The sequence below is a fragment of the uncultured Streptococcus sp. genome (genome assembly GCF_963511325.1).
GTDB lineage: Bacteria > Bacillota > Bacilli > Lactobacillales > Streptococcaceae > Streptococcus.
This window is the reverse complement of record NZ_CAUPII010000007.1, coordinates 35298-61546: the sequence shown is the minus strand read 5'-3', so window position 1 is coordinate 61546 and position 26249 is coordinate 35298. Positions and strand designations below refer to the sequence as shown.

Here is a 26249-nt window from a genome sequence, read left to right as displayed (position 1 = left end):
TATATGGATAAAATAAGTAAGCGTCTAGAGGGAGGTTTATTTTTTGGAGTAAAATGTAATCGCTTACTAGAATATTGGAAAGGAACAATAATGGATAAGAGATTTTTTGAAAAACGGTGTCATTATAGTATTCGTAAATTTGCTATTGGTGCGGCTTCAGTTATGATTGGAGCTAGTATATTTGGTCTTCAGGTGGCTCAAGCAGCTGAAACCGAAACAGCAAGTTCCAGTGAGGAAACGATTCATCAAGTTCAACCTTTAGATAAGCTTCCAGATGAGGTTGCTGCAGCCATTGCAAAAGCTGAGCAAAATGGCCCACAAGATTCTGCCACTGAAGAAGAAAATGATACTGTTGAATCCACAAAACCAGCAACTGAAGAAAAGGTGACTGAGACAACAAGTCCTAAGGTAGAAAAGGAAGCAGAAGTAGTCAGCCCTAAAGAAGACAAAGTTGAAAAAACTGAAAAACCTGCTGCTGAAGCGAATGAGAAAGAGTCTACAGTTTCAGAAGCAAGTGCTGAAAAGCCAGTAGTTCGAGAAGAACATACAGATACAACTAACCAGAATAAATCTGTAACGGACGATAAAAGCAAGGAAGAAAAAGCTTCTGCAAGTGAATCACCTCAAGCTACAAAAGAGAAGGAAAAAGAAAATCAGCTCCTTGAAGAAAGAAAACAAAATTTCAACAAAGACTGGTATTTTAAACTAAACGCTCAAGGTGACTTTTCTAAGAAAGATGTGGATGTTCATGACTGGTCTAAGTTGAACCTTCCTCATGACTGGAGTATCTATTTTGATTTTGATCACAAGTCTCCTGCTCGAAATGAGGGTGGTCAATTAAACGGGGGTACTGCCTGGTATCGTAAGACCTTCACGGTTGACGAAGCTGCTAAGGATAAGGATATTCGGATCAACTTTGATGGTGTCTACATGGACTCCAAAGTCTATGTAAATGGTAAATTTGTAGGTCATTATCCAAGTGGTTACAATCATTTTTCATACGATATTACTGAATTTTTAAATAAAGATGGCAGTGAAAATACCATTGCAGTCCAAGTTACCAATAAACAGCCAAGTAGTCGATGGTACTCAGGAAGTGGGATCTATCGTGATGTGACTCTGAGCTATCGTGACAAGGTGCAAGTGGCTGAAAATGGAAATCATATTACAACTCCAAAATTAGCTGAACAAAAAAATAGCAATGTTGAAACACAAGTTCAAAGTAAGATTAAAAATACAGATAAAAAGGCTGCGAATGTTTTTGTGGAGCAACAGATTTTCACTAAGGAGGGTAAAGCTGTTTCAGAACTAGTTCGTTCTGCAACTAAGAGTTTGGCAGAAAATGAAACAGCACAATTTAATCAGAATATCCTGGTTAATCAGCCAACTCTTTGGACAACGAAAAGTTACCATCCTCAACTTTATGTTCTAAAAACAAAAGTCTATAAAGAAGGCCAGTTAGTTGATGTAACAGAAGATACATTTGGTTACCGTTATTTTAACTGGACAGCTAAGGAAGGATTTTCTCTCAATGGTGAGAGAATGAAATTCCATGGGGTAAGTATTCACCATGATAATGGAGCCTTGGGGGCAGAAGAAAACTATAAGGCAACCTACCGAAAATTAAAACTCCTAAAAGATATGGGAGTTAACTCTATCCGTACAACCCACAATCCAGCAAGTCCACAGTTGCTAGATGCTGCTGCTAGTCTAGGACTCTTGGTCCAAGAAGAAGCCTTTGATACTTGGTATCGTGGCAAGAAAACTTATGACTATGGTCGTTTCTTTGACCAAGATGCAACTCACCCAGAAGCTAAGAAGGGTGAAAAGTGGTCTGATTTTGACCTCAGAACCATGGTAGAACGAGATAAAAATAATCCATCTATCGTTATGTGGTCCCTCGGTAACGAAGTGGATGAAGCAGATGGTGGTGAGCGTTCGCTAGAAACAGCCAAGCGTTTGAAAGCCATCATCAAAGCAATCGATACAGAACGCTATGTGACCATGGGTGAAAACAAATTCAGTCGTAGATCAAGCGGCTTGTTCTTAGAATTAGCTGCAATCATGGATGCTGTTGGTATGAACTATGGGGAACGGAATTATGATGCTGTTCGGAAGGAACATCCAGATTGGTTGATTTATGGTTCTGAAACCTCTTCAGCGACTCGAACTCGTGATTCTTATTTTGATCCTGCTCATTTACTCTGGCACGACAATCGCCCAAATCGTCACTATGAACAATCAGACTATGGTAATGACCGTGTAGCCTGGGGTAGAACAGCTACTGAATCTTGGACTTTTGACCGTGATCGTGCTGGCTATGCAGGTCAGTTCATCTGGACTGGTTTTGACTATATCGGTGAACCTACACCATGGCATAACCAAGATAATACACCAGTAAAAAGCTCTTATTTTGGTATCATTGATACGGCAGGCTTGCCTAAGAATGATTTCTATCTCTATCGTAGTGAATGGTATAGTGCCAAAGAAAAACCAACTGTTCGTATCATGCCTCACTGGAATTGGACTGAAGAAACGCTCAAGGAACGTAATATGCTCATCAATGGTAAGGTTCCAGTTCGGACCTTCTCAAATGCCGCTAGTGTAGAATTGTTCTTGAACAATGAGTCCCTCGGTAAGAAAGAATTTGTTAAGAAAACAACTGAAGATGGTCGCCCTTATCACGAGGGAGCTAAACCAAGTGAATTATATCTTGAGTGGTTGGTGGACTATAAACCAGGTACCTTAACTGCTATTGCTCGTGATGAAAATGGTAAAGAGATTGCGCGTGATAGTGTGACAACATCAGGGGAGCCAGCTAGAGTTCGTCTCACAAAGGAAGAGCATGTCATCACTGCAGACGGTAAAGATTTGTCTTATATCCATTATGAAATCGTTGATGAAGACGGTAATGTTGTGCCAACTGCTAATAATCTTGTTCATTTCAATCTTCATGGGCAAGGGCAAATCGTTGGTGTGGACAATGGGGAACAAGCTAGCCGTGAACGTTATAAGGCTCAGAAAGATGGTACATGGCAAAGAAAAGCCTTCAATGGTAAAGGTGTTGTCATTGTAAAATCTACTGAAAAAGAAGGTAAATTCACTCTTTATGCGGATTCTGCAGGTTTAGCCTCTGATCATGCAACAGTCACAACCGTTTCAGGCAAGAAAGAAAATCGCCATTTTGTCGCTTTTGCCCCTGTGAAGGCAAGAACTGATGTCAGCGAGGATCCTAAATTGCCAGAGACTGTGACAGCTATTTATAGCGATGGTAGTGTCGAAGAAAAAGCTGTGACTTGGGACATCCCAGAAGATCTCCTTTCAAGTGCTGGTGAGAAAAAAGTCCTTGGTAGTGTGGAAGGACTCGAAGCCAAGGCTGAAGCCCTTGTCAAGGTAGTTGCGCTTGATAAGTGGTTGCCAAAAGTAGCAACTGTCCCAGTTGGTACAGCTGTTGAAAATTTGGACAAGACTGTTACGGCTGTTTTATCAGATGGTAACTTGGTTGATGCGGATGTCGTTTCTTGGACCTTGAAAGATCCATCTGCCTTGACAAAAGAAGGTGGACGTACTGAAGCAACTGGTAAATTAGTTGGAAATGACTACGAGGTGACAGCAACCTTTATCGCAAGTGATAAGGAAACAGAAAGTACTGTTACAGGTCTCACGGTTGGTGACAAGTCTCTTGAAAACTTTGAGCCTGGAAAGACCTACTACCGAGTATCCCTTCCTTATACAGCTAAGATTCCAAATGTTGGTGCACAAACTACTGGCTACCAAGTAACTGTTCAACAAGCTTCAGCAGCTAATGATTATCAGGCTTCTGTATTCTTGAGTGACCAGAAGGGCGATTTGGTTCAAACTTATTTGATTCAATTTGTGAAAGAAGCGCCTGCCTTGACACGCTTGGAAGTAAGTGTTGAAGGAAAAGAGACTGCAACAGAAGACCAAGTTCTCCCTTATCATGTCATTGGGCATTACGAGGATGGTTCACAGACTGAATTTTCAGCGTCAGATATCCATTTGGAAGCTAAGTCAGCTGATGGTGGACATCTTGAGGTGAATGGTAAGAACTTGCTTCTTTACAAGAAAGGTAGTGTAACCCTCACTCCTCGTATTGACAATCAAACTGATAAGACTCAGTCTGTAGCAACTGAACTTGTGATAAAAGAAAATACAGTAGACAAGAAAATTGTCAAGCTACATCCTGTTTCTATCTCTACAGATATCAATCAGCAACCAAATCTGCCTGATCAAATCGGAGCAGAATTTGATAAGGGCTTGCCTCGTAAGGTAGCTGTAACTTGGGACAAGGTAGATGCCAAAGAACTTGGTTACTATCATAGCTTTACCCTTAAAGGTCATGTCGAAGGTACAGATATTGAGGCTCTTGCCAATGTGACTGTAGAAGGTTTGCAGGTTGCAGAAGAAATCAGTTTAACACTACCTAAGGGTGAAACTGTTCAATTGCCAGCTAACATACGTGCTTATCATTCTAATGGAACAACTATCTATAAAGATGTCCTTTGGGACAAGGTTCCTGAAAACTTTAGTCAGACTGAAGGTATCTATGAAATCAAGGGTCAATTAGTGGGTAGCCATCTGACTACCAAGGCCCATGTCCGTGTTTCTAGTCAAGTTGTTGCTGGAAATAATATCTCTAAACAGTGGACTGGTTCTCAATTGCCAGCTGCTATTGTATCCAATACGGGTGGTGATGATTCGGCAAGTACCCTGAACGACTTGACAGTTTCAAGAGCCAGTACAGATGTTAAGAATCGATGGACTACATGGCAAACAGGTACTGATAATGACTGGGCATCTATCTTGTTTGGTAACTCTGGTGATTTGACCAAGCGCTTTGTCGACAATCTATCAGTTGATTTCTATACAGACGGGGCAATCGGACTTCCAAAAGAATATGTTATTGAATACTATGTCGGTCAAGAAGTTCCAGATCTTCCAAATGATGTCAATAATGCTCAACGTGATACCAACCATCCATTCAACAATGCTGCCAACTGGAAAGAAGTTGAACATCTCAAAGCTCCAGGACAATTATCTGCAGGTCAAACAAACCACTTTACATTTGATAAGGTTGAAACTTATGCTGTTCGTATGCGTATGAAGAAAGCAGATGGAACTGCTGGTGTCGGTTTGACAGAAATCACTATTTTAGGAAGTAAGGTTCCAAGTGCTACCAGCTCAGAAATTTCTATCCAAGTAGATGGTAAGAAGCTTGAGCATTTCAATCCGTCTAAGACAGATTATTATATTCCTCAAACAAGCAAGGAAATCACTGCAACAGCCAGCAACAATGGCTTGGTGACAGTTGTTCCAGCAACAAGTGAAAAAGGTGCGACACGTCTTATCTTGAAAGCTGAGGATGGAACTGTTCTTAAAGAATATCGTATCTTCCGTGATGACGAAAAAGAGTCAACACAACCAGTAGCTGCGGAAAATAGTGCCCATACCTTGAATGTTGGCGATCAACTTCAATTGCCTGCCGAAGTAACAGTCTACTATCCATCACAAACTGGCTGGGTTAAAGCTAACCTTGCTGTCCAATGGGATGCAGTTCCAGAACATGCGACTGCCCAAGAAGGTAACTTTGAAGTGCTTGGTCATGTTCTAGGAACAGACTTAACAACCAAGATGCAAGTAACAGTTGTTACAAAAGGTAATCAAGTTATCTCTGAGAATGCAAGCAATAATGCGACAGATTCTAAAGCCTTTGCGTCTACTACAAATGATACACAAGCAGCTTCTCGGGATAAAATTTTCTATATCAACGATGGTCACTTTAACGAAGATGGACGTTGGACTAACTGGTCTCGTACTCCGAAAGACCAAGAAACATCTGTGGGAATTCTCTTTAAGAAGAATGGTCAGATTACACCTCAGTCTGTTGGAAAAGTAGCTATTCAGTTCTTTAAAGACAGTGGAACAGACGCACCAGCGACAATGGTATTAGAAAGATATGTTGGGCCTGCCTATACAGAACCAAGCACTATTTCTCGTTATGAAGAGAATGCGGATCATCCATTTAACAAGGCAGAAAACTGGCAAGAAATTCCTTATAAGGCATCTGGAGAAATCGTGGCTGGTAAGCCAATCGAATTTACCTTTGATCCAATTCAGACAACAGCTATTCGAGCACGCATGACTCGTAAATCTACAACTAATGGTCTAGCAATGGTCGAATTTAGTGCTTACTCTCCTGCTAAAGCAAACGATGTGAAAACTCCTTCAGTGACTATTTCGGTTGCTGGAAAAGCATTGGAAAACTTTGATCCTGCGGTTTCAGATTATACAGTGAACTTAAATGGCACTAAACCACAGGTGACTGCTCAAGCAAGTGGTCACGGTGTGACAACGGTTGTTGAGTCTAGTCAGGATAACCTTCCTAGCCTTGTTCGTCTTCTTGCTAAGGATGGTAGTCTTGTCAAGGAATATCGTATTCACTTCAAGCCTAGTCACCGTATAGATCCAGAAGAAGGCGACCAAAGTCCTGTTCTAGAACGACCAAGTTTAGAAGTTGTCAAGACCGAAATTCCATTTAAGGAAATTATTCGTGAAAACAATGACTTAGCGCAAGATGAACGTCGTGTAATCTCAGAAGGTAAGAAGGGTGAAAGAGTTGATTATGTTGAGGTTCTAGGATCTAACCGTACCACTGTTCATACAGATACGACTGAGGCGCAAGATCGAGTTGTTGAAGTTAAGGTCAAACCAGCCATTACTACTAGCAAAGGTGACGAGCCAGCTCCAGTCGTAGAAATTCCAGAATTTGATGGTGGCGTCAATGCTGCTGAAGCTGCCAAGCATGAGTTGCCAGAATACACAAATGCAATCGGCACAGTAGGCGACGATCCAGCCCCAGTAGTAGAAACCCCAGAATTTAAGGGCGGTGTCAATGCAGTAGAAGCAGCTAATCATGAGTTGCCAGAATACACAGAAGCAATCGGCACAGTAGGAGACGAACCAGCTCCGGTAGTAGAAGTTCCAGAATTTGAGGGTGGTGTCAATGCAGTAGAAGCGGCTAAAAACGAGTTGCCAGAATACACAGCTGCAATCGGCACAGTAGGTGATGAGCCAGCACCAGTGTTAGAAGTCCCAGAATTCAAGGGTGGTGTCAATGCAGTAGAAGCCGCTAAGCATGAGTTGCCAGAATACACAGCTGTAATCGGCACAGTAGGCGACGAACCAGCTCCAGTAGTAGAAATCCCAGAATTCAAGGGTGGAGTCAATGCAGTAGAAGCCGCTAAGAATGAATTACCAGAATATACAGATGCAATCGGCACAGTAGGCGACGATCCAGCTCCAAGTGTGGAAAAACCAGCCGAAGAGGTTCGAATTTTGACTGATAAGGAAACTGGAGTTCTGGTAGCAGGGCTAACTACAGAGTTATCTAAAGACCTCAAGCTTCAAGTGCAAAAGGGTCTACGACAAGAATTAGTTGGTAAACACTATGATGCTTATCAAGTGAAATTGCTAGATAAAGATAACCAAATGGTTGATCCAAAGGGTGCTGTCCTGGTGAGATTACCAGTCAAGGGTCAGGTTCAAGAGGTTTATCACATGAGCTTAGATCAAGGCTTGCAGGTTCAAAAGGTGACGTTAGTAGGTGACATGGTTGAATTTACAACCACAGATCTAGGACTTTATGCGATTGTCTATAAAGAACAAAATCAAGAACCAGTAAAACCAGTAGATCAAGCTCATGGGCTAGCAGCTCAGGGAGAGGTTTCTGGAAATAATCCAGGAAAAACAAGTTCAGAAAGACTTCCAGAAACAGGTGAAAGTCAATCTGATACAGCTGTCTTCCTAGCAAGTCTCAGTCTTGTTTTATCAGTAGCACTACTAACAGTTAAACGTAAAGAAAAGTAAGGTTAAAAACTCGCAACTCTGAAAAAGCAAATCATTATAAAAGAAGGAGAAGATAGCATAGTCTTCTCCTTTATTAATTGGGTAGTGAGGTGTATAATGAAAGTAAGAGAATGTGAGGAGAAGGACCATGATTGTAAAGGTTTGTAATGCAGATTTTAGTCTCCAGTGGGATGGGATGTATCAATTTGCTCTTGAAAACTATCCTCAGATTAAAGAATGGGAATTGGAGAAGCTAGCAAAGTTTATTGCTTACGAACAGGACCATCATCGTCAGACCATTGTGGAATGTGAGAATCATGAATTAAATATACGAATTCATGATTACTTGCAAGAGCATAGCTATTTTCCTCCCTACAGACCAAGTCATCGCCTTGTAGCTTCTACCTATGATATCCAGAGGAAGTTGGTTACTTCCAATTATTGTAGTCATACTTGTACAGTTGAGGTGGCTCAGGCTATTTTTCAGACTGGAAAAATCATGTCGGCGGTAGAAGTATTTGGTAAAAGTGGGGCTGAGCTAGTTACAGATAGTCGTAATGCAGCTTCTGATCCAGCAGACTATTTTGACTATATCATGTTCGGATGGTCTAATACGACTTCGGGTTATCGACTCGCTATGGAGCGTTTGTTAGGAAGGGCACCTTCTGAAGAGGAATTGCAAGAAAAGTTCATTCCTGGCGTTAGTTTTCATTTTCTGTATGAAGAATTAATTCAAGCGCCAGGTTATATCTTTGATGGCTATCATGTTGCGAAGGTAAGAGATAGTTTAGATTTGAATACCTTTCTTCATTTGTGTATCATCCCGTCAAAAGATAAGGCTTGTTTTGAAGGTTTGATTCCTTGTCAATTACAAGATAGAGTGATTTACCTAGACTATGAGGGAGAAGGGTTACAGGCTTGGAATACCAAGGTTAATCAAGTACTACATTGTAAGGATAAGTTGAAGGAGTAGTGTATGAAAGAGATTGATCAAGCTCTACTGAAAAAAGTGATCATCGAGCGTCCTCGTTCTAGTCATAAGGGAGACTACGGGCGTCTTCTCTTGATCGGTGGGACTTATCCCTATGGGGGAGCGATTATTATGGCTGCCTTAGGGGCTGTTAAAAGTGGCGCAGGCTTGGTGACAGTAGCGACGGATAAAGAGAATATTCCAGCTCTGCATAGCCATCTGCCGGAGGCCATGGCTTTTGACATTGATGATAAGCAATTACTGGAGCAACAGTTACAGAAAGCAAGTGTTGTTTTGGTCGGACCTGGACTAGTGGATGATGAGCGTGGAGAAGAGCTTCTCCAAACAGTCTTTCATTATTCAAATCAAGACCAGACCCTCATACTGGATGGTGGTGCCCTATCCATTTTTGCTAAGACGGGAATGAAATTTCCTAAGGATCAGCTTGTTTTAACTCCTCATCAAAGGGAATGGCAAGTCTTGTCAGGATTAGATTTGACTTCCCAAGGAACTGAGGAAACAGGAGAGACTTTGAAGAGATTTCCTTCAGGAACGATTTTAGTTCAAAAAGGTCCTGCGACTCGAATCTGGCAAGCTGGACAAGTTGATTGTTATCAGCTGAGTGTCGGTGGCCCCTATCAGGCAACTGGAGGCATGGGGGATACTCTGGCTGGTATGATTGCTGGCTTTGCAGGCCAATTTCCACAAGTTAGTCTCTATGAAAGAGTGACTGTAGCGACCTATCTACATTCAGCAATTGCTCAAGAACTAGCTGAGGATAATTTTGTAGTTCTGCCAACCACGATCAGTCAATATATCCCAGCCTTCATGAAGAAAATACAAAAAGACACCTGAATTTTTCAGGTGCCTTTTGACTATTAGAAGAGGCCTTTGACCTTATTTACAAGACCGTCAAGTCCTTCTGAGCCTGAAACCAAAGCTTGTGCTTGGTTAAGATACTCACCGAGTTGATCCTTATTTCCTTCGACAAAGGTTTTTGCTGCAGTCAAATCTTTTTTCTCGATTAGCTCTTTTACTTGATTAAACAGATCTAATGGGTTCATGATGTCACTCCTTTTCTACACTTCTATTCAATCATTTTTTGAAAAAACTTGCAAGAAACTTGACTCTTCAAATCAAGTTCAGGGGTGTCAAATGGTGCAAATTTTGATATAATTTTTAATGATGAATTTTAGAAATGATCGGTACGTTGTCGTGGATTTAGAGGCGACCAGTACCGGAAGCAGGGCAAAAATTATCCAAGTGGGAATCGTGGTCATTGAAAATGGCGAGATTGTTGACCAATTTGCAACGGATGTCAATCCCCACGAACCCTTGGATTCTCATATCAAAGAATTAACGGGCTTGACCGACCAGCGACTAGCAGAGGCACCAGAGTTTCCTCAGGTGGCTGGAAAAATTTTTGACTTGGTCAAGGACGGTGTTTTTGTTGCGCACAATGTTCAATTCGATGCTAATTTATTAGCAGAATTCCTCTTTTTTGAGGGCTATGAATTGCGTACTCCCCGTATCGATACAGTCGAATTGGCTCAGGTGTTTTATCCTCAACTTGAAAAATACAATCTGGGGATTCTCTGTCAAGAGTTGGGAATTTCACTAGAAAAAGCCCATACTGCTCTATCAGATGCTCAGGCAACAGCAGAGCTCTTTCTCTGTATGCGTCAAAAAATGTTTCAACTGCCTAAAGGCTTGTTGGAACGCTTGTTAAACTTGTCAGATGGTTTATTATATGAGTCTTATCTAGTCATTGAAGAAGTTTATCAGAAGCAGTCAATCCTTGCAGAACATGATTTGGTTGAGGTGCAAGGTATATTTTTAAGAAAAGAAAAATCAGTCCTTTCTCCACGAAAACTTTCCAAGGATTTTCAAACCAATATTGCCTTGTTGAATTTGGAAGATAGACTTCCGCAAGCTAGCTTTGCTCAGAAGGTTCAAACTTTTCTACAGAATGAGAAGCTTGCCTTTGTTCAGGCTCAGACGGGGATCGGAAAAACCTACGGCTATTTGTTGCCCGCTTTATCACTAGAAAATGAAAAAGGAATTCTCCTTAGTGTTCCGACTAAAATCTTGCAAAATCAAGTCATGCAAGAAGAAGCTCGTAGATTGGAAGAGGTCTTTCACCTTTCGATTCATAGTCTGAAAGGACCACAGAATTATCTTAAACTGGATGCCTTTCATCATGCACTAGAGGAAGAAGAGTCCAATCGCTTGTACACACGTTTCAAGATGCAACTTCTAGTTTGGTTGACCGAAACAGAAACTGGAGATTTAGATGAGATTGGACAGCTCTATCGCTACCAGCAGTTTTTACCAAATCTAGTACATGATGGGAACCTTCCCAAAGCTTCTCTCTTTTGGTTGGAGGATTTTTGGAGACGGGGGCAGAAAAAAGCTCGCTCTTGCCAGCTACTTGTGACCAATCATGCTTATCTCGTTACCCGACTTGAGGATGATCCCAGTCTACTAGAGGGCCGTCTCTTGATTTTGGATGAGGCCCAGAAGATCTTACTAACTTTGGAAAGTCTTTTACAAAAGAGTTTCATTTTAAACGACATAGTAGACCAGCTAGATCAAGCCTTGGTTCGCGAAAAAGGGATGCTTCAGAGACGCTTGATGGAGAGTATTCGCTTTGAGCTTTGTCACTTGATGGATCAGTTCCTATCTGGCAAACGAAGAATGTGCCCGACGACTACAATAGCACAACTCCAACAGGATTTCTCTGAGCTAGACGTTCAAGGTTTCCAGGACTATCAGCGCTTTTTCTGCACTGATGGAGAATTTTGGCTATCAGCCTCAGACTTGTCTAGCAAGAAGGTTGTCATTTCTTCCAGTCGCAATCAACGTCTGCTCTTTTCTGAAATTTTTCCAGAGACTTGTCAGCTATTAGCTGTCTCTGCAACCTTGGAAATTAGTAGCAGAGTATCTTTACCAGAACTAATGGGATTCTCGCATGCAGCTTTTGACAGACTGGATGAGAATTTTCAAGAAAATCAAGAAATTTTGGTCGTTAAGGATTTTCCATTGGTGACAGAAACCTCCCAAGAAGACTATGCTCAGGCTCTTGTAGAAGTGCTGGAAGATTTGTCCTATCTTGAAGAACCCATGCTCGTTTTATTTACTTCAAAAGACCTTTTGTTGCAGGTATCAGACTCTCTATCTCTGACTCATCTAGCCCAGTATAAGAACGGAGATCCTGCTCAACTCAAGAAACGATTTGAAAGAGGAGACTCTCAACTCTTACTAGGGACAGGAAGTTTTTGGGAGGGAGTTGATTTTGCGACTCATCCTCGAGTGATTGAAGTGGTGACACGCCTGCCCTTCCAAAATCCAGAAGATCCCTTTACGAAAAAAATGAATCAGGAACTTCGCATTGAAGGGAAAAATCCTTTCTATGACTATCAACTGCCGATGGCTATTATTCGCCTCAAACAAGCGATTGGTAGAACCATGCGTCGTCTTGGACAGCGCTCATCTGTCCTTATCTTGGATAGCCGAATGACAAGCAAACGATATGGAAAGCAGATTAGCAAGGCCTTGTCACAGACTAGTCGAGTGAGAGAAGTTGGCAAAGAGCAAGTATTCTCAAAAGTTCAAGAATTTTTACACAAAAAATAAAATAAACATCTGAAAGAATGAAGGAGACCTTTATGAAACGTTCTCTCGACTCTCGGGTCGATTATAGTTTGATTTTACCAGTATTCTGTTTGCTGGTGATTGGAGTGGTGGCTATTTACATAGCTGTCAGTCATGACTATCCACATAATATTTGGCCAATTCTCGGTCAGCAACTAGCATGGATCGTCTTGGGAATTATCATCAGCTTTGTAGTCATGTTCTTTAATACAAAATTTTTATGGCAGGCGACTCCCTATCTTTATGCCCTAGGTCTAGCCCTTATGGTTTTACCCTTGATTTTTTACAATCCTAATTTAGTGGCAGCAACAGGGGCTAAAAACTGGGTGTCAATTGGAGGAGTGACACTTTTCCAACCTTCCGAATTCATGAAAATTTCCTATATTTTGATCTTGGCTCGGGTTGTTGTTCAATTCACACAGAAACACAAGGAAAGTGAACGAACGATTCCTTTAGATTTCCTCTTGATACTGTGGATGATTATCTTCACGCTGCCAGTCTTAGGTTTACTGGCCCTGCAGAGTGACTTAGGAACGGCCTTGGTCTTTGTCGCAATCTTTGCGGGACTGGTCTTGCTTTCTGGAGTATCATGGAAAATCATCATTCCAATTTTTGTAACAGCTGTATCGGGAATTGCAGGATTTTTGGCAATTTTCATCACAAAAGATGGGCGTGCTTTCATACATCAAATCGGGATGCCAACCTATCAGATTAACCGTATCCTTGCTTGGCTCAATCCATTTGATTATGCACAAACGACCACCTATCAACAGGCCCAAGGGCAAATCGCCATCGGTAGTGGAGGCTTGTTTGGTCAAGGATTTAATGTATCCAATCTCCTCATTCCCGTTCGTGAGAGTGATATGATTTTTACAGTCATTGCAGAAGATTTTGGTTTTATCGGATCTGTCCTTGTAATTACACTTTATCTCCTACTTATCTATCGAATGTTAAAAATCACTCTGAAGTCCAATAACCAATTTTATACCTACATTTCAACTGGATTTATTATGATGCTTTTGTTCCATATCTTTGAAAATATCGGTGCAGTGACAGGCCTCCTTCCTCTGACAGGGATTCCTCTCCCATTCATTTCCCAAGGGGGATCGGCCATTATCAGTAATCTGATTGGTGTTGGTTTGCTTCTATCGATGAGTTATCAAACGCATCTAGCCGAAGAAAAGAGCGGTAAGACAAGATTTAAACGTAAGAAAGTTGTTTTGAAAAAAGTTAAATAAGGAGTAAATCATGGCTAAAGTAGCAGTTATCTTAGCAGAGGGCTTTGAAGAAATCGAAGCCCTAACAGTTGTGGACGTATTACGTCGTGCCAATATTACTTGTCATATGGTTGGTTTTGAAGACCGAGTGACGGGATCACATGCCATCCAAGTACAAGCAGATCGTGTGTTTGATGGTGATTTATCTGACTACGACATGATTGTCTTACCAGGAGGTATGCCAGGTTCAGCTCACTTGCGTGATAATGAGCAATTGATTGCTGAACTTCAAAAATGTGAGCAAGTTGGTAAAAAAGTAGCAGCCATTTGTGCAGCACCAATTGTACTGAATCGAGCTGGTCTCCTCAAGGATAAAGTGTTCACCTGCTATGATGGTGTCCAAGAGCAAATTACTGATGGCCATTATCGAAAGGAAACAGTAGTTGTCGATGGTCAGTTGACTACCAGTCGCGGTCCAGCAACTGCCCTTGCCTTTGCTTATAACTTAGTAGAACAACTTGGTGGAGATGCAAATGCTTTGAGAGCAGCCATGCTCTATCGTGATGTGTTTGGAATAGATTAACTAAAACGAGAGGAATCTATCAATTAGGGGATTCTTCTCGTTTTTTACTGTTAAAATAGAAGGAAATCGTCGCTTTTTTGATAAAAAAATGCTATAATGAAGGGTATGAAATATCACGATTACATCTGGGATTTAGGTGGAACTTTACTTGATAATTATGAGACTTCGACCGCGGCTTTTGTGGAAACGTTAGCTCAATTTGGAATCGAAGAAGAACATGATAAAGTTTACAATGCCTTGAAAGTGTCAACTGCTTTTGCGATTGACCAATTTGCCCCAACAATAGAGCATTTTTTAGAAAAATACAAGGAAAACGAAGCGCGAGAGCTTGAACATCCTGCCTTGTTTGATGGAGTACCTGCTTTATTGGAGGAAATCTCAGACCAGGGAGGACGGAACTTTTTAGTTTCGCATCGCAATGACCAAGTTTTGGATATCCTTGAAAAGACTGGTATTGCTGACTATTTTACAGAAGTAGTAACAGCTAGCTCTGGCTTCAAGAGAAAACCAAACCCAGAGTCAATGATTTATTTGCGAGATAAGTATAAGATTAGTTCTGGTATCGTGATTGGTGACCGTCCTATCGATATTGAAGCTGGACAAGCAGCTGGCTTAGCGACGCATCTCTTTGAAAATATCGTGACATTGAGACAAGTATTAGACATGTAAGAAAAAGGAAAAAAAGAAAAAGGGAAAAAATGACAGAAGAAATCAAAAACCAACAGGCACAGGATTATGATGCCAGTCAGATTCAAGTTTTGGAAGGTCTGGAAGCCGTTCGTATGCGTCCTGGAATGTATATCGGATCGACTTCAAAAGAAGGTCTTCACCACCTAGTCTGGGAAATCGTTGATAACTCTATCGATGAGGCCTTGGCGGGATTTGCTAGTCATATTCAGGTCTTTATTGAGCCAGATGACTCTATCACGGTTGTTGATGATGGACGTGGTATCCCTGTTGATATTCAAGAAAAGACAGGCCGTCCTGCCGTTGAAACTGTCTTTACCGTTCTTCACGCTGGAGGTAAATTTGGCGGTGGCGGTTACAAGGTTTCAGGTGGACTCCACGGTGTAGGTTCATCCGTTGTAAATGCCCTCTCAACTCAGTTGGATGTTCGTGTTCACAAAAATGGAAAAATCCATTACCAAGAATACCGTCGTGGACATGTTGTTGCTGACCTTGAGGTGATTGGAGATACAGATAAAACAGGTACAACCGTACACTTTATTCCAGACCCAGAGATTTTTACAGAAACAACAACTTTTGATTTTGATAAATTAAACAAGCGGATTCAGGAGCTAGCCTTTCTGAATCGTGGCCTTCAAATCTCCATCACTGACAAACGTGAGGGGCTTGAACAAACAAAACACTACCACTACGAAGGTGGGATTGCGAGCTATGTTGAGTATATCAATGAAAACAAGGATGTCATTTTTGATACGCCAATCTACACTGATGGAGAAATGGATGACATCACAGTTGAAGTAGCCATGCAGTACACAACTGGTTACCATGAAAATGTCATGAGTTTCGCCAACAACATCCATACCCATGAAGGTGGAACCCATGAACAAGGTTTCCGTACAGCCCTAACTCGTGTCATTAACGACTACGCTCGTAAAAACAAACTCCTCAAAGACAATGAAGATAATCTAACAGGTGAGGATGTCCGTGAAGGCTTGACTGCTGTTATCTCGGTTAAACATCCAAATCCTCAGTTTGAAGGACAAACGAAAACTAAACTTGGAAATAGTGAAGTTGTCAAGATTACCAACCGACTCTTTAGTGAAGCATTTTCAGACTTCCTAATGGAAAATCCTCAGATTGCTAAGCGTATCGTTGAAAAAGGGATTCTGGCAGCTAAGGCGCGTGTCGCAGCCAAGCGTGCGCGTGAGGTTACTCGTAAGAAATCTGGTTTAGAGATTTCAAACCTTCCAGGGAAATTAGCAGATTGTTCATCAAACAATCCAGCTGAAACTGAACTGTTCATCGTCGAAGGAGATTCAGCAGGAGGTTCTGCAAAGTCTGGTCGTGACCGTGAATTCCAAGCAATTTTACCAATTCGCGGTAAAATCCTCAACGTTGAAAAGGCCAGCATGGATAAAATCCTTGCCAATGAAGAAATCCGTAGCCTTTTCACAGCTATGGGAACAGGCTTTGGTGTTGAATTTGATGTCAGCAAGGCCCGTTACCAAAAACTCGTTATCATGACGGATGCCGATGTTGATGGAGCTCACATCCGTACCCTCTTGTTAACATTGATTTATCGTTATATGAAACCCGTTTTAGAAGCAGGTTATGTTTATATCGCTCAACCACCAATTTACGGTGTTAAGGTCGGCAGTGAAATTAAAGAATACATCCAACCTGGAGCAGATCAAGAAACCCGTCTACAGGAAGCCTTAGCTCGCTATAGTGAAGGACGTTCAAAACCAACTATTCAGCGTTATAAAGGTCTTGGAGAAATGGATGATCATCAGCTTTGGGAAACAACTATGAATCCTGAACATCGTCTCATGGCGCGTGTATCAGTTGATGATGCTGCAGAAGCAGATAAAATCTTTGATATGCTCATGGGTGACCGTGTAGAACCGCGTCGAGAATTTATTGAAGAAAATGCTGTTTACAGTACGCTTGACGTTTAAAAAAATTTGGAAATAGTTCCCATGGTTTGAAAAATATGATATAATCATTACAATTGTTTCAAGTATAAAAAGGAGTTTGATATGTCTGATAATCTGTTGATTATTATTATGATTGTAATCGCGACTCTTCTGATCATTGCTTATGTTGTAGCGATTTTGTTACGCAAACGAAATGAAAAGAGGCTCGCAGTACTAGAAGGAAGAAAGGAAGAGTTGTATAACCTTCCAGTTAACGATGAAGTTGAAGCTGTTAAGAATATGCATCTGATTGGTCAAAGTCAGATTGCATTTAGAGAGTGGAACCAAAAATGGGTAGACCTATCCCTCAACTCATTTGCAGATATTGAGAATAATCTGTTTGAAGCAGAAGGGTACAATAATTCATTTCGCTTCTTAAAAGCTCAACACAAAATTGATCAAATTGAAAGCCAGATTACCCTTATCGAAGAAGATATTGCTTCCATTCGAAATGCTTTGGCAGATCTAGAAAAACAAGAATCAAAAAATAGTGGTCGTGTCTTGCATGCTTTAGATTTATTTGAAAGCCTGCAGAAAACAGTCGCTGAAGATTCTGAGAAATATGGTCAAGCACTTCCTGAAATTGAAAAACAATTGGAGAACATCCAATCAGAATTTTCTCAATTTGTGACGCTAAACTCTTCAGGAGATCCAGTTGAAGCAGCGGGAATTTTAGATAATGCTGAAAACCATATTCTCGCTTTGACACATATCGTAGAGAGAATTCCAGCAATTGTTACTAAACTAACGATTGAACTCCCTGATCAACTTGAAGATCTAGAGGCTGGCTATCGTAAGTTGCTTGATGCCAACTATCACTTTGTAGAAACTGACATTGAATCACGTTTGCAGTTATTGTATGAAGCTTTGAAAAATAACCAAGAAAATATTAAAAAATTGGAATTGGACAATGCTGAATATGAAAACACTCAGATTCAAGAAGAAATCAATGCTCTCTATAATATTTTCACACGAGAGATTGCTTCTCAAAAAGTTGTTGAAAACTTGTTGTCAACACTTCCAACCTATCTTGACCACTTAAAAGACAACAATCAAGTATTGGTGAAAGATATCGAGCGTTTGAGCAAGACCTACTTGATGTCTGAGAGTGATGTAAATCACGTCCGTCGTCTTCAAGTGGATTTGGATTCCCTAGAAGTTACAGTTAGTGATTTGACTTCAGAACAAGAGGAATATTCAGAAGCTTACTCTGTATTGGAAGAACGTTTAGAAAATGTTCAAGCTACATTAAAAGAAATTGAAGATGATCAAGTTTCAGTGAGCGAACGTCTAGTACAGATTGAAAAAGACGATGTCAATGCTCGTCAAAAGGCAAATGTCTACGTTAATCGACTCCACACCATTAAGCGTTACATGGAAAAGAGAAATCTTCCAGGAATTCCACAGAACTTCTTGAAATTGTTCTTTGCTGCTAGCCATAGTACTGAGGATTTGATGGCAGAGTTGGAACAGTCACAAGTCAACATTGAGTCTGTTAATCGTATCCTAGAAATTGCATCACATGATATGGAAGTTTTGGAAACAGAAACTTACAGTATTGTGCAATATGCAACCTTGACAGAGCAATTGCTTCAATATTCTAACCGCTACAGATCATTTGATGAAGGGATTCAACAAGCCTTCCATGAATCTTTAGAAATCTTTGAAAATGCCTTTGATTATCAAGCATCTTTCGAAAAGATTTCCCAAGCTTTGGAAGTTGCTGAGCCAGGTGTAACAAACCGCTTCGTTTCTTCTTATGAAAAAACAAGAGAAACTATTCGTTTCTAAACAAAAGAAAGTCCTAGGGAGATCTAGGATTTTTCTTTTACCTTTCTTTTCCTAAAAAATGGACATTTTCCTATTTTTCATTGAAATTATAGTTTTGATTTGATATGATAAGACTATGACAAAAAAAAGAACAAGCCGTAAAGTAAACGACAAGAAGAAGAGAAATTTATGGATTATTGTGGGGCTTCTATTTTTCACAATCTTGGCATTAGGTGGAACCATCACTTATCAAGTTCTTACCAAGCAAGCTTTTGAGCAAAAAATTGAAGCACTGAAAAAAGAAAAAGATGATTCCTATTCACAAGGAAGTCAGAAAGATCATTTTCGTAAAGGGCAGGCAGAAATCATCACCTACTATCCTATGACGGGGGACAAGGTCATTACCTCTGTTCAGGATATCATAGTAAAAGATATCACGGATAAGGTAGAAGATAAAGAACATTTGATTTTTTACTATTCTGAAAAAGATTCATCCTCTATCAAAGGTATTGAGAGTCACCTTATAAAAAAACAGGCCTATGACGTAAGTAATTCTAATGTTGTTGAATTGGAAAACACTTCATTGGAACAGCTTTACCTTAAAGAAGATGGTAGTCCTTTCACTCTTGATCAGCTATTTACAGATGCTAGCAAAGCCAAAGAAACATTTCTTGAGATTATCAAGTCAACGCTTCAAGATAAAAAGCTTGAACAAACACTTGTAGATCAAGTGATAGCCGATTTTTCAGCTACCGATTTATCATCTTGGAAGTTTGCTTACAAAGATAGTCAATTGGTTCTTTATCCAATCAAAGCAACTAATAATGTAGAAGAAGTAGCTTTGCCTATTTCAGACTTCTTTGATGTTATCCAATCGTCCTATCTAACTGAAAAGGATGCAGAACTTTATAAGAAGGCTCAGGCTGAGAAAAATAAAAAAGTAGTAGCTCTTACCTTTGATGATGGACCAGATGGAAAGACAACTCCACAAGCTTTAGATATTTTAGCCAAGTATAAAATCAAAGCAACCTTCTTTGTTCAAGGAAAGAATATTGCAGGCAATGAGTCAATCCTTAAACGTATGCAGTCTGAAGGTCATGAAGTTGGAAACCATAGTTGGAATCACCCGGTTTTAACAAAACTGTCATTGGAAGATGCTAAGAAACAAATTACGGATACAGAAGATGCTATTACAAAAGTTCTTGGGAAAAGCTCTAAATTGATGCGTCCACCATACGGTGCAATCTCAGATGATATTCGCAATAGCCTTGATTTAAGCTTTATCATGTGGGATGTGGATAGTTTGGATTGGAAGAGTAAAAATGAAGCGGCGATTTTGACAGTAATTCAGCGCCAAGTGAGCAATGGATCTATCATTTTAATGCATGATATTCATCAAACATCTGTTAATTCACTACCAAAGGTAATTGAGTATCTGCAGGGACAAGGTTATAGTTTTGTTACTGTATCAGATCTACTCAACACTCGTTTGAAGCCACATGAGATTTACTATTCTCGTAACCAGTAAGTCACAGTAGGCAAATATTTAAAAAAATTAAAAAAAGATAGTTTTAATCTTGACAAGTAGGGGAAAACTTGATATTATATAAAAGTTGAGAAAAGCAGAAGTGAGAACTTCTCGCCTTGCGACTAACGTTGTCTGGCCCCTACGGATCAAATTTCAGAAATGAAATACAATCATGTAGTGCGGGTTTGCGTTAGCAAGTCCGCTCTTGTTTTTCTCTAAATTAAAAAAAGAGGTGAAAACCATAGCAAAGCAAGACTTATTCATCAATGATGAAATTCGTGTACGCGAAGTTCGCTTAATCGGTCTTGAAGGTGAGCAATTGGGTATCAAACCACTAAGCGAAGCGCAAGCACTTGCGGACGAAGCTAATGTGGACTTGGTTCTCATTCAACCTCAAGCTAAACCTCCTGTTGCAAAAATTATGGACTACGGCAAGTTCAAATTTGAGTACCAGAAGAAACAAAAAGAACAACGCAAGAAACAAAGCGTTGTGACCGTGAAAGAAGTTCGTTTGAGCCCAGTTATTGACAAGGGTGACTTCGAAACTAAACTTCGCAATGCTCGCAAGTTCCTCGAAAAAGGGAACAAAGTGAAGGTATCCATTCGCTTTAAGGGGCGTATGATCACCCATAAAGAGATTGGTGCAAAAGTTTTAGCCGAGTTTGCTGAAGCAACACAAGATATTGCTATCATCGAACAACGTGCTAAAATGGATGGTCGCCAAATGTTCATGCAATTGGCGCCAGCAACTGACAAAAAATAATTGTCAGAAAGTTAAATAAAGGAGAAAAAATCATGCCAAAACAAAAAACACACCGCGCATCAGCTAAACGTTTCAAACGTACAGGTTCTGGTGGACTTAAACGTTTCCGTGCTTACACATCTCACCGTTTCCACGGAAAAACTAAAAAACAACGTCGTCATCTTCGTAAAGCATCTATGGTGCATTCAGGAGATTTCAAACGTATCAAAGCAATGCTTACTCGCTTGAAATAATCGCGTATTTGTAAGTAAAGAATTCTAGGAAATATTTGGAGGAAATAAAACATGGCACGTGTTAAAGGTGGCGTTGTATCACGCAAACGTCGTAAACGTATTCTTAAATTAGCAAAAGGTTACTATGGAGCTAAACACATCTTGTTCCGTACTGCAAAAGAACAAGTAATGAACTCTTACTACTATGCATACCGTGACCGTCGTCAAAAGAAACGTGACTTCCGTAAATTGTGGATCACACGTATCAATGCGGCAGCTCGTTTGAACGGACTTTCATACTCACAATTGATGCATGGTTTGAAATTGGCTGAGATCGAAGTTAACCGTAAAATGCTTGCTGACTTGGCTGTTAACGATGCAGCAGCTTTCACAGCTCTTGCAGATGCAGCTAAAGCAAAACTTGGTAAATAATTATTCATAAGACTGGTGCAAGTTTGTCCCAGTCTTTTTTAAACAAAGGAGAAAAAAATGGCTTCTAAAATGCTACACACTTGTTTGCGAGTTGAAAATCTTGAAAAATCAATCGCTTTTTATCAAGATGCTTTTGGTTTTAAGGAATTGCGTCGTAGAGACTTTCCAGACTATGCTTTCACTATCGTTTATCTTGGACTTGAAGGTGATGATTATGAGTTGGAGTTGACTTACAACTATGATCACGGACCTTATGTTGTCGGTGACGGTTTTGCTCACATTGCCCTAAGCACACCTGACCTTGAGGCTCTTCACAAAGAACATAGCGAAAAAGGCTATGAAGTGACAGCACCTAATGGACTTCCAGGGACTCAACCAAACTATTACTTTATCAAAGATCCAGATGGATACAAGGTAGAAGTGATTCGTGAAAATTCATTATAGTTCCTATCGAGTAGCTTGTATGCTACTCGTTTTTTTAATTTGTAGTAGAATGAAAGAAAAAGAATGGAGGCAAGGTCATGAAAGTTCATGTAAAAGATGATTTTTGGCAACTATTTCCAGATGCTCAAATCTCTGTATTGGTGGTAAAAGGTCTCAACAATACTATTGATGAGAGTGACGATCCATATTTTAAAGCTTTATTAGATGAAGGAACAAAAAAAGCCCGGACTTTTATAGCAGATGAGAATTTTACTCAGAATGAAGTGATTCAAGAATGGCGTCAGGCATTCACTAAATTCAAAACCGAAAAAGGTGCTCGTTCTTCTATTGAAGCTTTATTAAAGCGTGTGAGTCAAGGAAGAGAATTTAATCCAATAAATCCTTTGGTAGATATCTATAATAGCGTCTTACTTTCTTACGCTGTTCCTTGTGGGGAAGAGGATTTAGCTAAGATTGTTGGTGACTTCTTGGAAGAGCACGAAGGAATGAATCCTTCTTCCACTAGGGTCTGAAAGTGATGCTTCTGCATTAGCTGATGAAATGATTTATTTTGATGACCACGGTGCGGTTTGTCGCTGTTTAAACTGGCGTGAAGCCCAAAGAACCAAAACAAAGATGCTATTTTAGTCATTGAAGCTATCAATGAAGAGCAGGCATCACGAGCTCTAGAATCAATGCTAGAATTACATACTAAAATTGAGAAATATTTTGGTGTTATACTCAATGAAAATCAAAGAGCAAACTAGGAAGCTAGCTGCAGGCTGTACTTGAGTACCGCAAGGCGACGCTGACGTGGTTTGAATTTGATTTTCGAAGAGTATTAGTGGTAAGATCAGTCATTTGACAACCACAAATCCTATCCTAGAGGTAGAATAATGAATGGGAATCACGGTTAATTCAACTATGGTTCTTTTTTCTACAAGGGGAGAAAGAAATTGTTTTTCTATTTTCTAAAATGGTATAATATAAGGAGAAAAAGGGAGGTGATAGCGAGTGATTGCACAACTTGATACAAAAACGGTTTATAGTTTCATGGAGAGTATGATTTCCATTCAGAAGTATGTTGACCAGGGGAAAGCATACGGCTACTCAGCACTTGGAATCATGGATATTGACAATCTCTATGGGGCTTATTATTTTATCAAAGAGTGCCAAAAGCAAGGGATCCAGCCCTTATTAGGTCTTGAGGTGACCGTTCATCATAAGGAGGAACTCGTCAACCTCCGATTTTTAGCCTTGTCAAATCGTGGTTATCGAAATCTCATGAAGATTTCGACTCTAAAAATGACAGGTAAAAAGGAATGGACTGATTTTTTCCCCTATCTAGAAGATGTTTGTGTTATTGTTCCCTATTATTCTGCAATTGATTCCTTGGACTTAGGGCATGACTATTATATCGGAGTATATCCAGATACACCTCAGTCGAATTTTTCTCACTCCATTCTCCCACTTTATCGTGTTAATTCCTTCGAATCTGAGGATTTAGAAACGCTTCAAATGCTCAAGGCGATTAAGGAAAATGTGACCTTGCGAGAGGTAGATGTTCAATCGCAACAAGGCTTGTTTTTACCTGCTGATCGCTTAGAGCAAGTATTTCAAGAAAAATTTCCGCAAGCCTTAGAAAATCTTTCTGAACTGATTGGAGCAACTACTTATGAGATTGATAGTAGTCTCAAGCTTCCACGTTTCAATCCAGAGCATCCTGCTGTTGAAGAGTTGCGCGAAAGAGCTATTAAGGGCTTGGAACAGAAAGGCTTACTCGATTCAGTTTATCAGGCTCGTTTGGAAGAAGAACTATCTGTGATTCATGACATGGGATTCGATGACTATTTCTTGGTTGTTTGGGATCTCTTACGTTTCGGTCGTTCTCAAGGGTATTACATGGGAATGGGACGTGGTTCTGCAGTTGGAAGTTTAGTAGCCTACGCTCTAGATATTACAGGAATTGATCCTGTGTCTAAGAATCTCATCTTTGAGCGCTTTTTAAATCGTGAACGCTATACCATGCCTGATATCGATATTGATATTCCTGATATCTATCGTCCTGAATTTATCCGCTATGTTCGTGACCGTTATGGTAGTATTCACGCTGCTCAGATAGTCACCTACTCGACTTTTGGTGCCAAACAGGCTATCCGAGATGTTTTTAAACGGTATGGTGTTCCCGAGTACGAGTTGACATCCATAACCAAGAAAATTGGTTTCAAAGATACCTTGACAAGCGCCTATGAAGGCAATCTAGGATTTAGACAACTGATTCAAAGTAAGATTGAGTACCAAAAGGCTTTTGAAATTGCCAAAAAGATAGAAGGATATCCTCGACAGACATCTATCCACGCTGCTGGTGTCGTGATTAGTGATAAAAATCTAACGGACTATATTCCTCTTAAGTATGGTGAGGATATGCTCATTACCCAGTATGATGCTCATGGAGTCGAGGGAAATGGCTTGCTCAAGATGGATTTCTTGGGCTTAAGAAACCTAACTTTCGCTCAAAAAATGCAGGAGCTCTTATTTGAAACTCAAGGAATTCAGCTAAGGATTGAGAATATTGACCTTGAGGATAGGGAAACTTTAGCCCTCTTTGCAGCTGGGAAGACCAAGGGGATTTTTCAGTTTGAACAACCTGGAGCTATTCGCCTATTAAAGCGCGTGAAACCAGAAAGCTTTGAAGAAGTAGTGGCAACGACTTCCCTCAACAGACCCGGGGCGAGTGACTATATCGATAACTTTGTGGCTCGAAAACATGGTAAAGAAAAGGTAACGGTTCTGGACCCAGTTTTGGAAGATATTTTAGCTCCAACTTATGGCATTATGCTTTACCAAGAACAGGTGATGCAAGTAGCTCAGCGATATGCTGGTTTTAGCCTTGGGAAGGCCGACATTTTACGTCGTGCCATGGGGAAAAAGAACGCAGCTGAGATGCACCGAATGGAGGAAAGTTTCATCCAAGGAGCACTCGAAAAAGGTCATGGAAAAGAACAGGCTCAGCAGGTTTTTGCTGTCATGGAAAAATTTGCTGGTTATGGTTTCAACCGATCGCACGCTTATGCTTATGCGGCTTTAGCCTTTCAACTTGCTTACTTTAAGACACATTACCCAGAAATCTTTTATCAAGTCATGCTCAACTATGCCAGTGGAGCTTATATTCTCGATGCGCTTGAAATGGGCTTTGAACTGACACCACTCTCTATCAATATAATCCCATATCAGGATAAATTAACAGAGAAGACTATTTATTTGGGACTTAAGAGTATCAAGGGGATGCCTCGAGATTTTGCCTATTGGATTTTAGAGAATCGTCCTTTTAGTAGTGTCGAAGATTTTGTCACTCGCTTGCCTAAAAATTATCAGAAGTTGAGTCTCTTAACTCCCCTAGTCGAGATTGGTTTATTCGATAGTTTTGAAAAAAATCGCCAAAAAATCTTATCTAATTTACCTACTTTGTTTATTTTTGTGGAAGAATTGGGTAGTTTATTTGCAGATAATAGCTACAATTGGCTTGAGAGTGAGGATTTTACGCAAGTCGAAAAGTTTCGTAAGGAACAGGAGTGGCTTGGAGTCGGTATCAGTCCGCACCCCTTACTGATTTTAGCAAAGAATCCCCTCTATCCAATTGTGAGTTTGTCTGAACTATCTGAAGGACAGACAGCTACAGTACTCGTTGAGATAGAATCCATTCGTGTCATTCGTACTAAAAAAGGTGAAAACATGGCTTTTCTGAAAGTTAGTGATAGTAAAACGAAGCTTGAAGTCACAGTTTTTTCTGACCAGTATCGCCAATTTAAAAATCTCTTACATGAAGGAAGATTTTACTACCTTAATGGAAAAGTGCAGGCAAGAGACGGTCGCCTTCAGTTAGTATTAAATAATCTAAAAGAAGCAGTGAGTGAACGATTTTGGATTCAGGCTGCTGATCATGAACATGATTCTGAAATTTATCATATTTTAGAACAATACAAGGGACAAATTCCTGTCATCATTCGCTACGAAAATGAACAAAAAAATGTTCTTTTGCCGGGCTATTTTGTTGCAAAAGATGTTAGTTTGCAGGAAACTTTGAGTCAAATAACTATGAAAACGATTTATCGTTAAAAATCAATGAAAATAAAAGAATTTTAACTTTAATTATGGTATAATCAGTTAG

General features: G+C 40.2%; 16 protein-coding genes, 1 pseudogene and 1 other annotated feature. Of the genes and pseudogenes, 16 read left to right on the top strand and 1 reads right to left on the bottom strand.

Going from position 1 to position 26249, the window contains the following annotated elements; genetic code table 11:
- Nucleotides 1-90: 90 nt before the first annotated feature.
- The 3 genes from RQ973_RS03695 to RQ973_RS03685 all read left to right on the top strand — a co-directional run bounded on the left by RQ973_RS03695 (nucleotide 91) and on the right by RQ973_RS03685 (nucleotide 9691).
- Complete coding sequence (locus tag RQ973_RS03695) at nucleotides 91-7887, top strand: SIALI-17 repeat-containing surface protein (RefSeq protein ID WP_311522783.1); 7797 nt, start codon at nucleotides 91-93, stop codon at nucleotides 7885-7887.
- Between the two features lie 127 nt (nucleotides 7888-8014).
- A complete protein-coding gene (locus tag RQ973_RS03690) occupies nucleotides 8015-8839 on the top strand; it encodes a phosphate ABC transporter ATPase (protein WP_311522782.1) in 825 nt (274 codons plus the stop codon).
- A 3-nt stretch (nucleotides 8840-8842) separates the two neighbouring features.
- Nucleotides 8843-9691, top strand: a complete 849-nt coding sequence (locus RQ973_RS03685) for an NAD(P)H-hydrate dehydratase (RefSeq protein ID WP_311522780.1) — start codon at nucleotides 8843-8845, stop codon at nucleotides 9689-9691.
- Nucleotides 9692-9714: 23 nt separating this feature from the next.
- On the opposite strand, the gene RQ973_RS03680 is transcribed toward RQ973_RS03685, so the two are convergent.
- Entirely contained in the window at nucleotides 9715-9900 is a 186-nt protein-coding gene (locus RQ973_RS03680) for a hypothetical protein (protein ID WP_311522779.1), read from the bottom strand.
- A 118-nt stretch (nucleotides 9901-10018) separates the two neighbouring features.
- On the opposite strand from RQ973_RS03680, the gene RQ973_RS03675 reads away from it, so the two are divergent.
- The 13 genes and pseudogenes from RQ973_RS03675 to RQ973_RS03615 all read left to right on the top strand — a co-directional run bounded on the left by RQ973_RS03675 (nucleotide 10019) and on the right by RQ973_RS03615 (nucleotide 26197).
- Nucleotides 10019-12472, top strand: a complete 2454-nt coding sequence (locus RQ973_RS03675) for a bifunctional DnaQ family exonuclease/ATP-dependent helicase (protein ID WP_311522778.1) — start codon at nucleotides 10019-10021, stop codon at nucleotides 12470-12472.
- A 32-nt stretch (nucleotides 12473-12504) separates the two neighbouring features.
- Nucleotides 12505-13728, top strand: coding sequence for an FtsW/RodA/SpoVE family cell cycle protein (locus RQ973_RS03670; protein ID WP_153225409.1), 1224 nt, complete (start codon nucleotides 12505-12507; stop codon nucleotides 13726-13728).
- A 10-nt stretch (nucleotides 13729-13738) separates the two neighbouring features.
- Nucleotides 13739-14290: a DJ-1 family glyoxalase III gene (locus RQ973_RS03665; RefSeq protein WP_248034594.1), complete on the top strand. Its 552-nt coding sequence runs from the start codon at nucleotides 13739-13741 to the stop codon at nucleotides 14288-14290.
- Between the two features lie 105 nt (nucleotides 14291-14395).
- Nucleotides 14396-14959 carry an HAD family hydrolase gene (locus RQ973_RS03660; RefSeq protein ID WP_311522776.1) on the top strand — a complete coding sequence of 188 codons (564 nt, stop codon included), beginning with the start codon at nucleotides 14396-14398 and terminating at the stop codon, nucleotides 14957-14959.
- 29 nt (nucleotides 14960-14988) lie between these two features.
- The gene (gene gyrB / locus RQ973_RS03655) at nucleotides 14989-16935 is read left to right on the top strand and encodes a DNA topoisomerase (ATP-hydrolyzing) subunit B (RefSeq protein WP_311522774.1); all 1947 of its coding nucleotides are present in this window, start codon (nucleotides 14989-14991) and stop codon (nucleotides 16933-16935) included.
- A gap of 81 nt (nucleotides 16936-17016) precedes the next feature.
- On the top strand, nucleotides 17017-18744 hold the full coding sequence (gene ezrA / locus RQ973_RS03650) for a septation ring formation regulator EzrA (RefSeq protein WP_311522773.1): 1728 nt from the start codon (nucleotides 17017-17019) through the stop codon (nucleotides 18742-18744).
- A gap of 115 nt (nucleotides 18745-18859) precedes the next feature.
- Nucleotides 18860-20251, top strand: a complete 1392-nt coding sequence (pgdA, locus tag RQ973_RS03645; protein WP_311522772.1) for a peptidoglycan-N-acetylglucosamine deacetylase PgdA — start codon at nucleotides 18860-18862, stop codon at nucleotides 20249-20251.
- Nucleotides 20252-20337: 86 nt separating this feature from the next.
- Nucleotides 20338-20468, top strand: a sequence feature (ribosomal protein L20 leader region).
- A gap of 15 nt (nucleotides 20469-20483) precedes the next feature.
- Entirely contained in the window at nucleotides 20484-21014 is a 531-nt protein-coding gene (gene infC / locus RQ973_RS03640) for a translation initiation factor IF-3 (RefSeq protein WP_000848177.1), read from the top strand.
- Between the two features lie 32 nt (nucleotides 21015-21046).
- Nucleotides 21047-21247: a 50S ribosomal protein L35 gene (rpmI, locus tag RQ973_RS03635; protein WP_001125942.1), complete on the top strand. Its 201-nt coding sequence runs from the start codon at nucleotides 21047-21049 to the stop codon at nucleotides 21245-21247.
- A 51-nt stretch (nucleotides 21248-21298) separates the two neighbouring features.
- Nucleotides 21299-21658 (top strand): 50S ribosomal protein L20, encoded by a 360-nt coding sequence (gene rplT / locus RQ973_RS03630; RefSeq protein ID WP_000124830.1) that lies wholly within the window; start codon nucleotides 21299-21301, stop codon nucleotides 21656-21658.
- Nucleotides 21659-21715: 57 nt separating this feature from the next.
- Nucleotides 21716-22102, top strand: a complete 387-nt coding sequence (locus tag RQ973_RS03625; RefSeq protein WP_075231568.1) for a VOC family protein — start codon at nucleotides 21716-21718, stop codon at nucleotides 22100-22102.
- A gap of 77 nt (nucleotides 22103-22179) precedes the next feature.
- Nucleotides 22180-22848: pseudogene (locus RQ973_RS03620) on the top strand (B3/4 domain-containing protein).
- Between the two features lie 247 nt (nucleotides 22849-23095).
- Nucleotides 23096-26197, top strand: coding sequence for a DNA polymerase III subunit alpha (locus RQ973_RS03615; RefSeq protein ID WP_311522771.1), 3102 nt, complete (start codon nucleotides 23096-23098; stop codon nucleotides 26195-26197).
- The last annotated feature ends 52 nt before the right edge of the window (nucleotides 26198-26249 follow it).

Bases quoted from the DNA above. Each gene is read 5' to 3' on its own strand.
- RQ973_RS03675 (WP_311522778.1), top strand. From the start codon at position 10,019: ATGATGAATTTTAGAAATGATCGGTACGTTGTCGTGGATTTAGAGGCG.
- gyrB (WP_311522774.1), top strand. From the start codon at position 14,989: ATGACAGAAGAAATCAAAAACCAACAGGCACAGGATTATGATGCCAGT.
- RQ973_RS03695 (WP_311522783.1), top strand. From the start codon at position 91: ATGGATAAGAGATTTTTTGAAAAACGGTGTCATTATAGTATTCGTAAA.
- RQ973_RS03680 (WP_311522779.1), bottom strand. From the start codon at position 9,900: ATGAACCCATTAGATCTGTTTAATCAAGTAAAAGAGCTAATCGAGAAA.
- RQ973_RS03685 (WP_311522780.1), top strand. From the start codon at position 8,843: ATGAAAGAGATTGATCAAGCTCTACTGAAAAAAGTGATCATCGAGCGT.
- rpmI (WP_001125942.1), top strand. From the start codon at position 21,047: ATGCCAAAACAAAAAACACACCGCGCATCAGCTAAACGTTTCAAACGT.
- RQ973_RS03690 (WP_311522782.1), top strand. From the start codon at position 8,015: ATGATTGTAAAGGTTTGTAATGCAGATTTTAGTCTCCAGTGGGATGGG.
- RQ973_RS03660 (WP_311522776.1), top strand. From the start codon at position 14,396: ATGAAATATCACGATTACATCTGGGATTTAGGTGGAACTTTACTTGAT.
- RQ973_RS03665 (WP_248034594.1), top strand. From the start codon at position 13,739: ATGGCTAAAGTAGCAGTTATCTTAGCAGAGGGCTTTGAAGAAATCGAA.
- RQ973_RS03625 (WP_075231568.1), top strand. From the start codon at position 21,716: ATGGCTTCTAAAATGCTACACACTTGTTTGCGAGTTGAAAATCTTGAA.
- pgdA (WP_311522772.1), top strand. From the start codon at position 18,860: ATGACAAAAAAAAGAACAAGCCGTAAAGTAAACGACAAGAAGAAGAGA.
- ezrA (WP_311522773.1), top strand. From the start codon at position 17,017: ATGTCTGATAATCTGTTGATTATTATTATGATTGTAATCGCGACTCTT.
- RQ973_RS03670 (WP_153225409.1), top strand. From the start codon at position 12,505: ATGAAACGTTCTCTCGACTCTCGGGTCGATTATAGTTTGATTTTACCA.
- rplT (WP_000124830.1), top strand. From the start codon at position 21,299: ATGGCACGTGTTAAAGGTGGCGTTGTATCACGCAAACGTCGTAAACGT.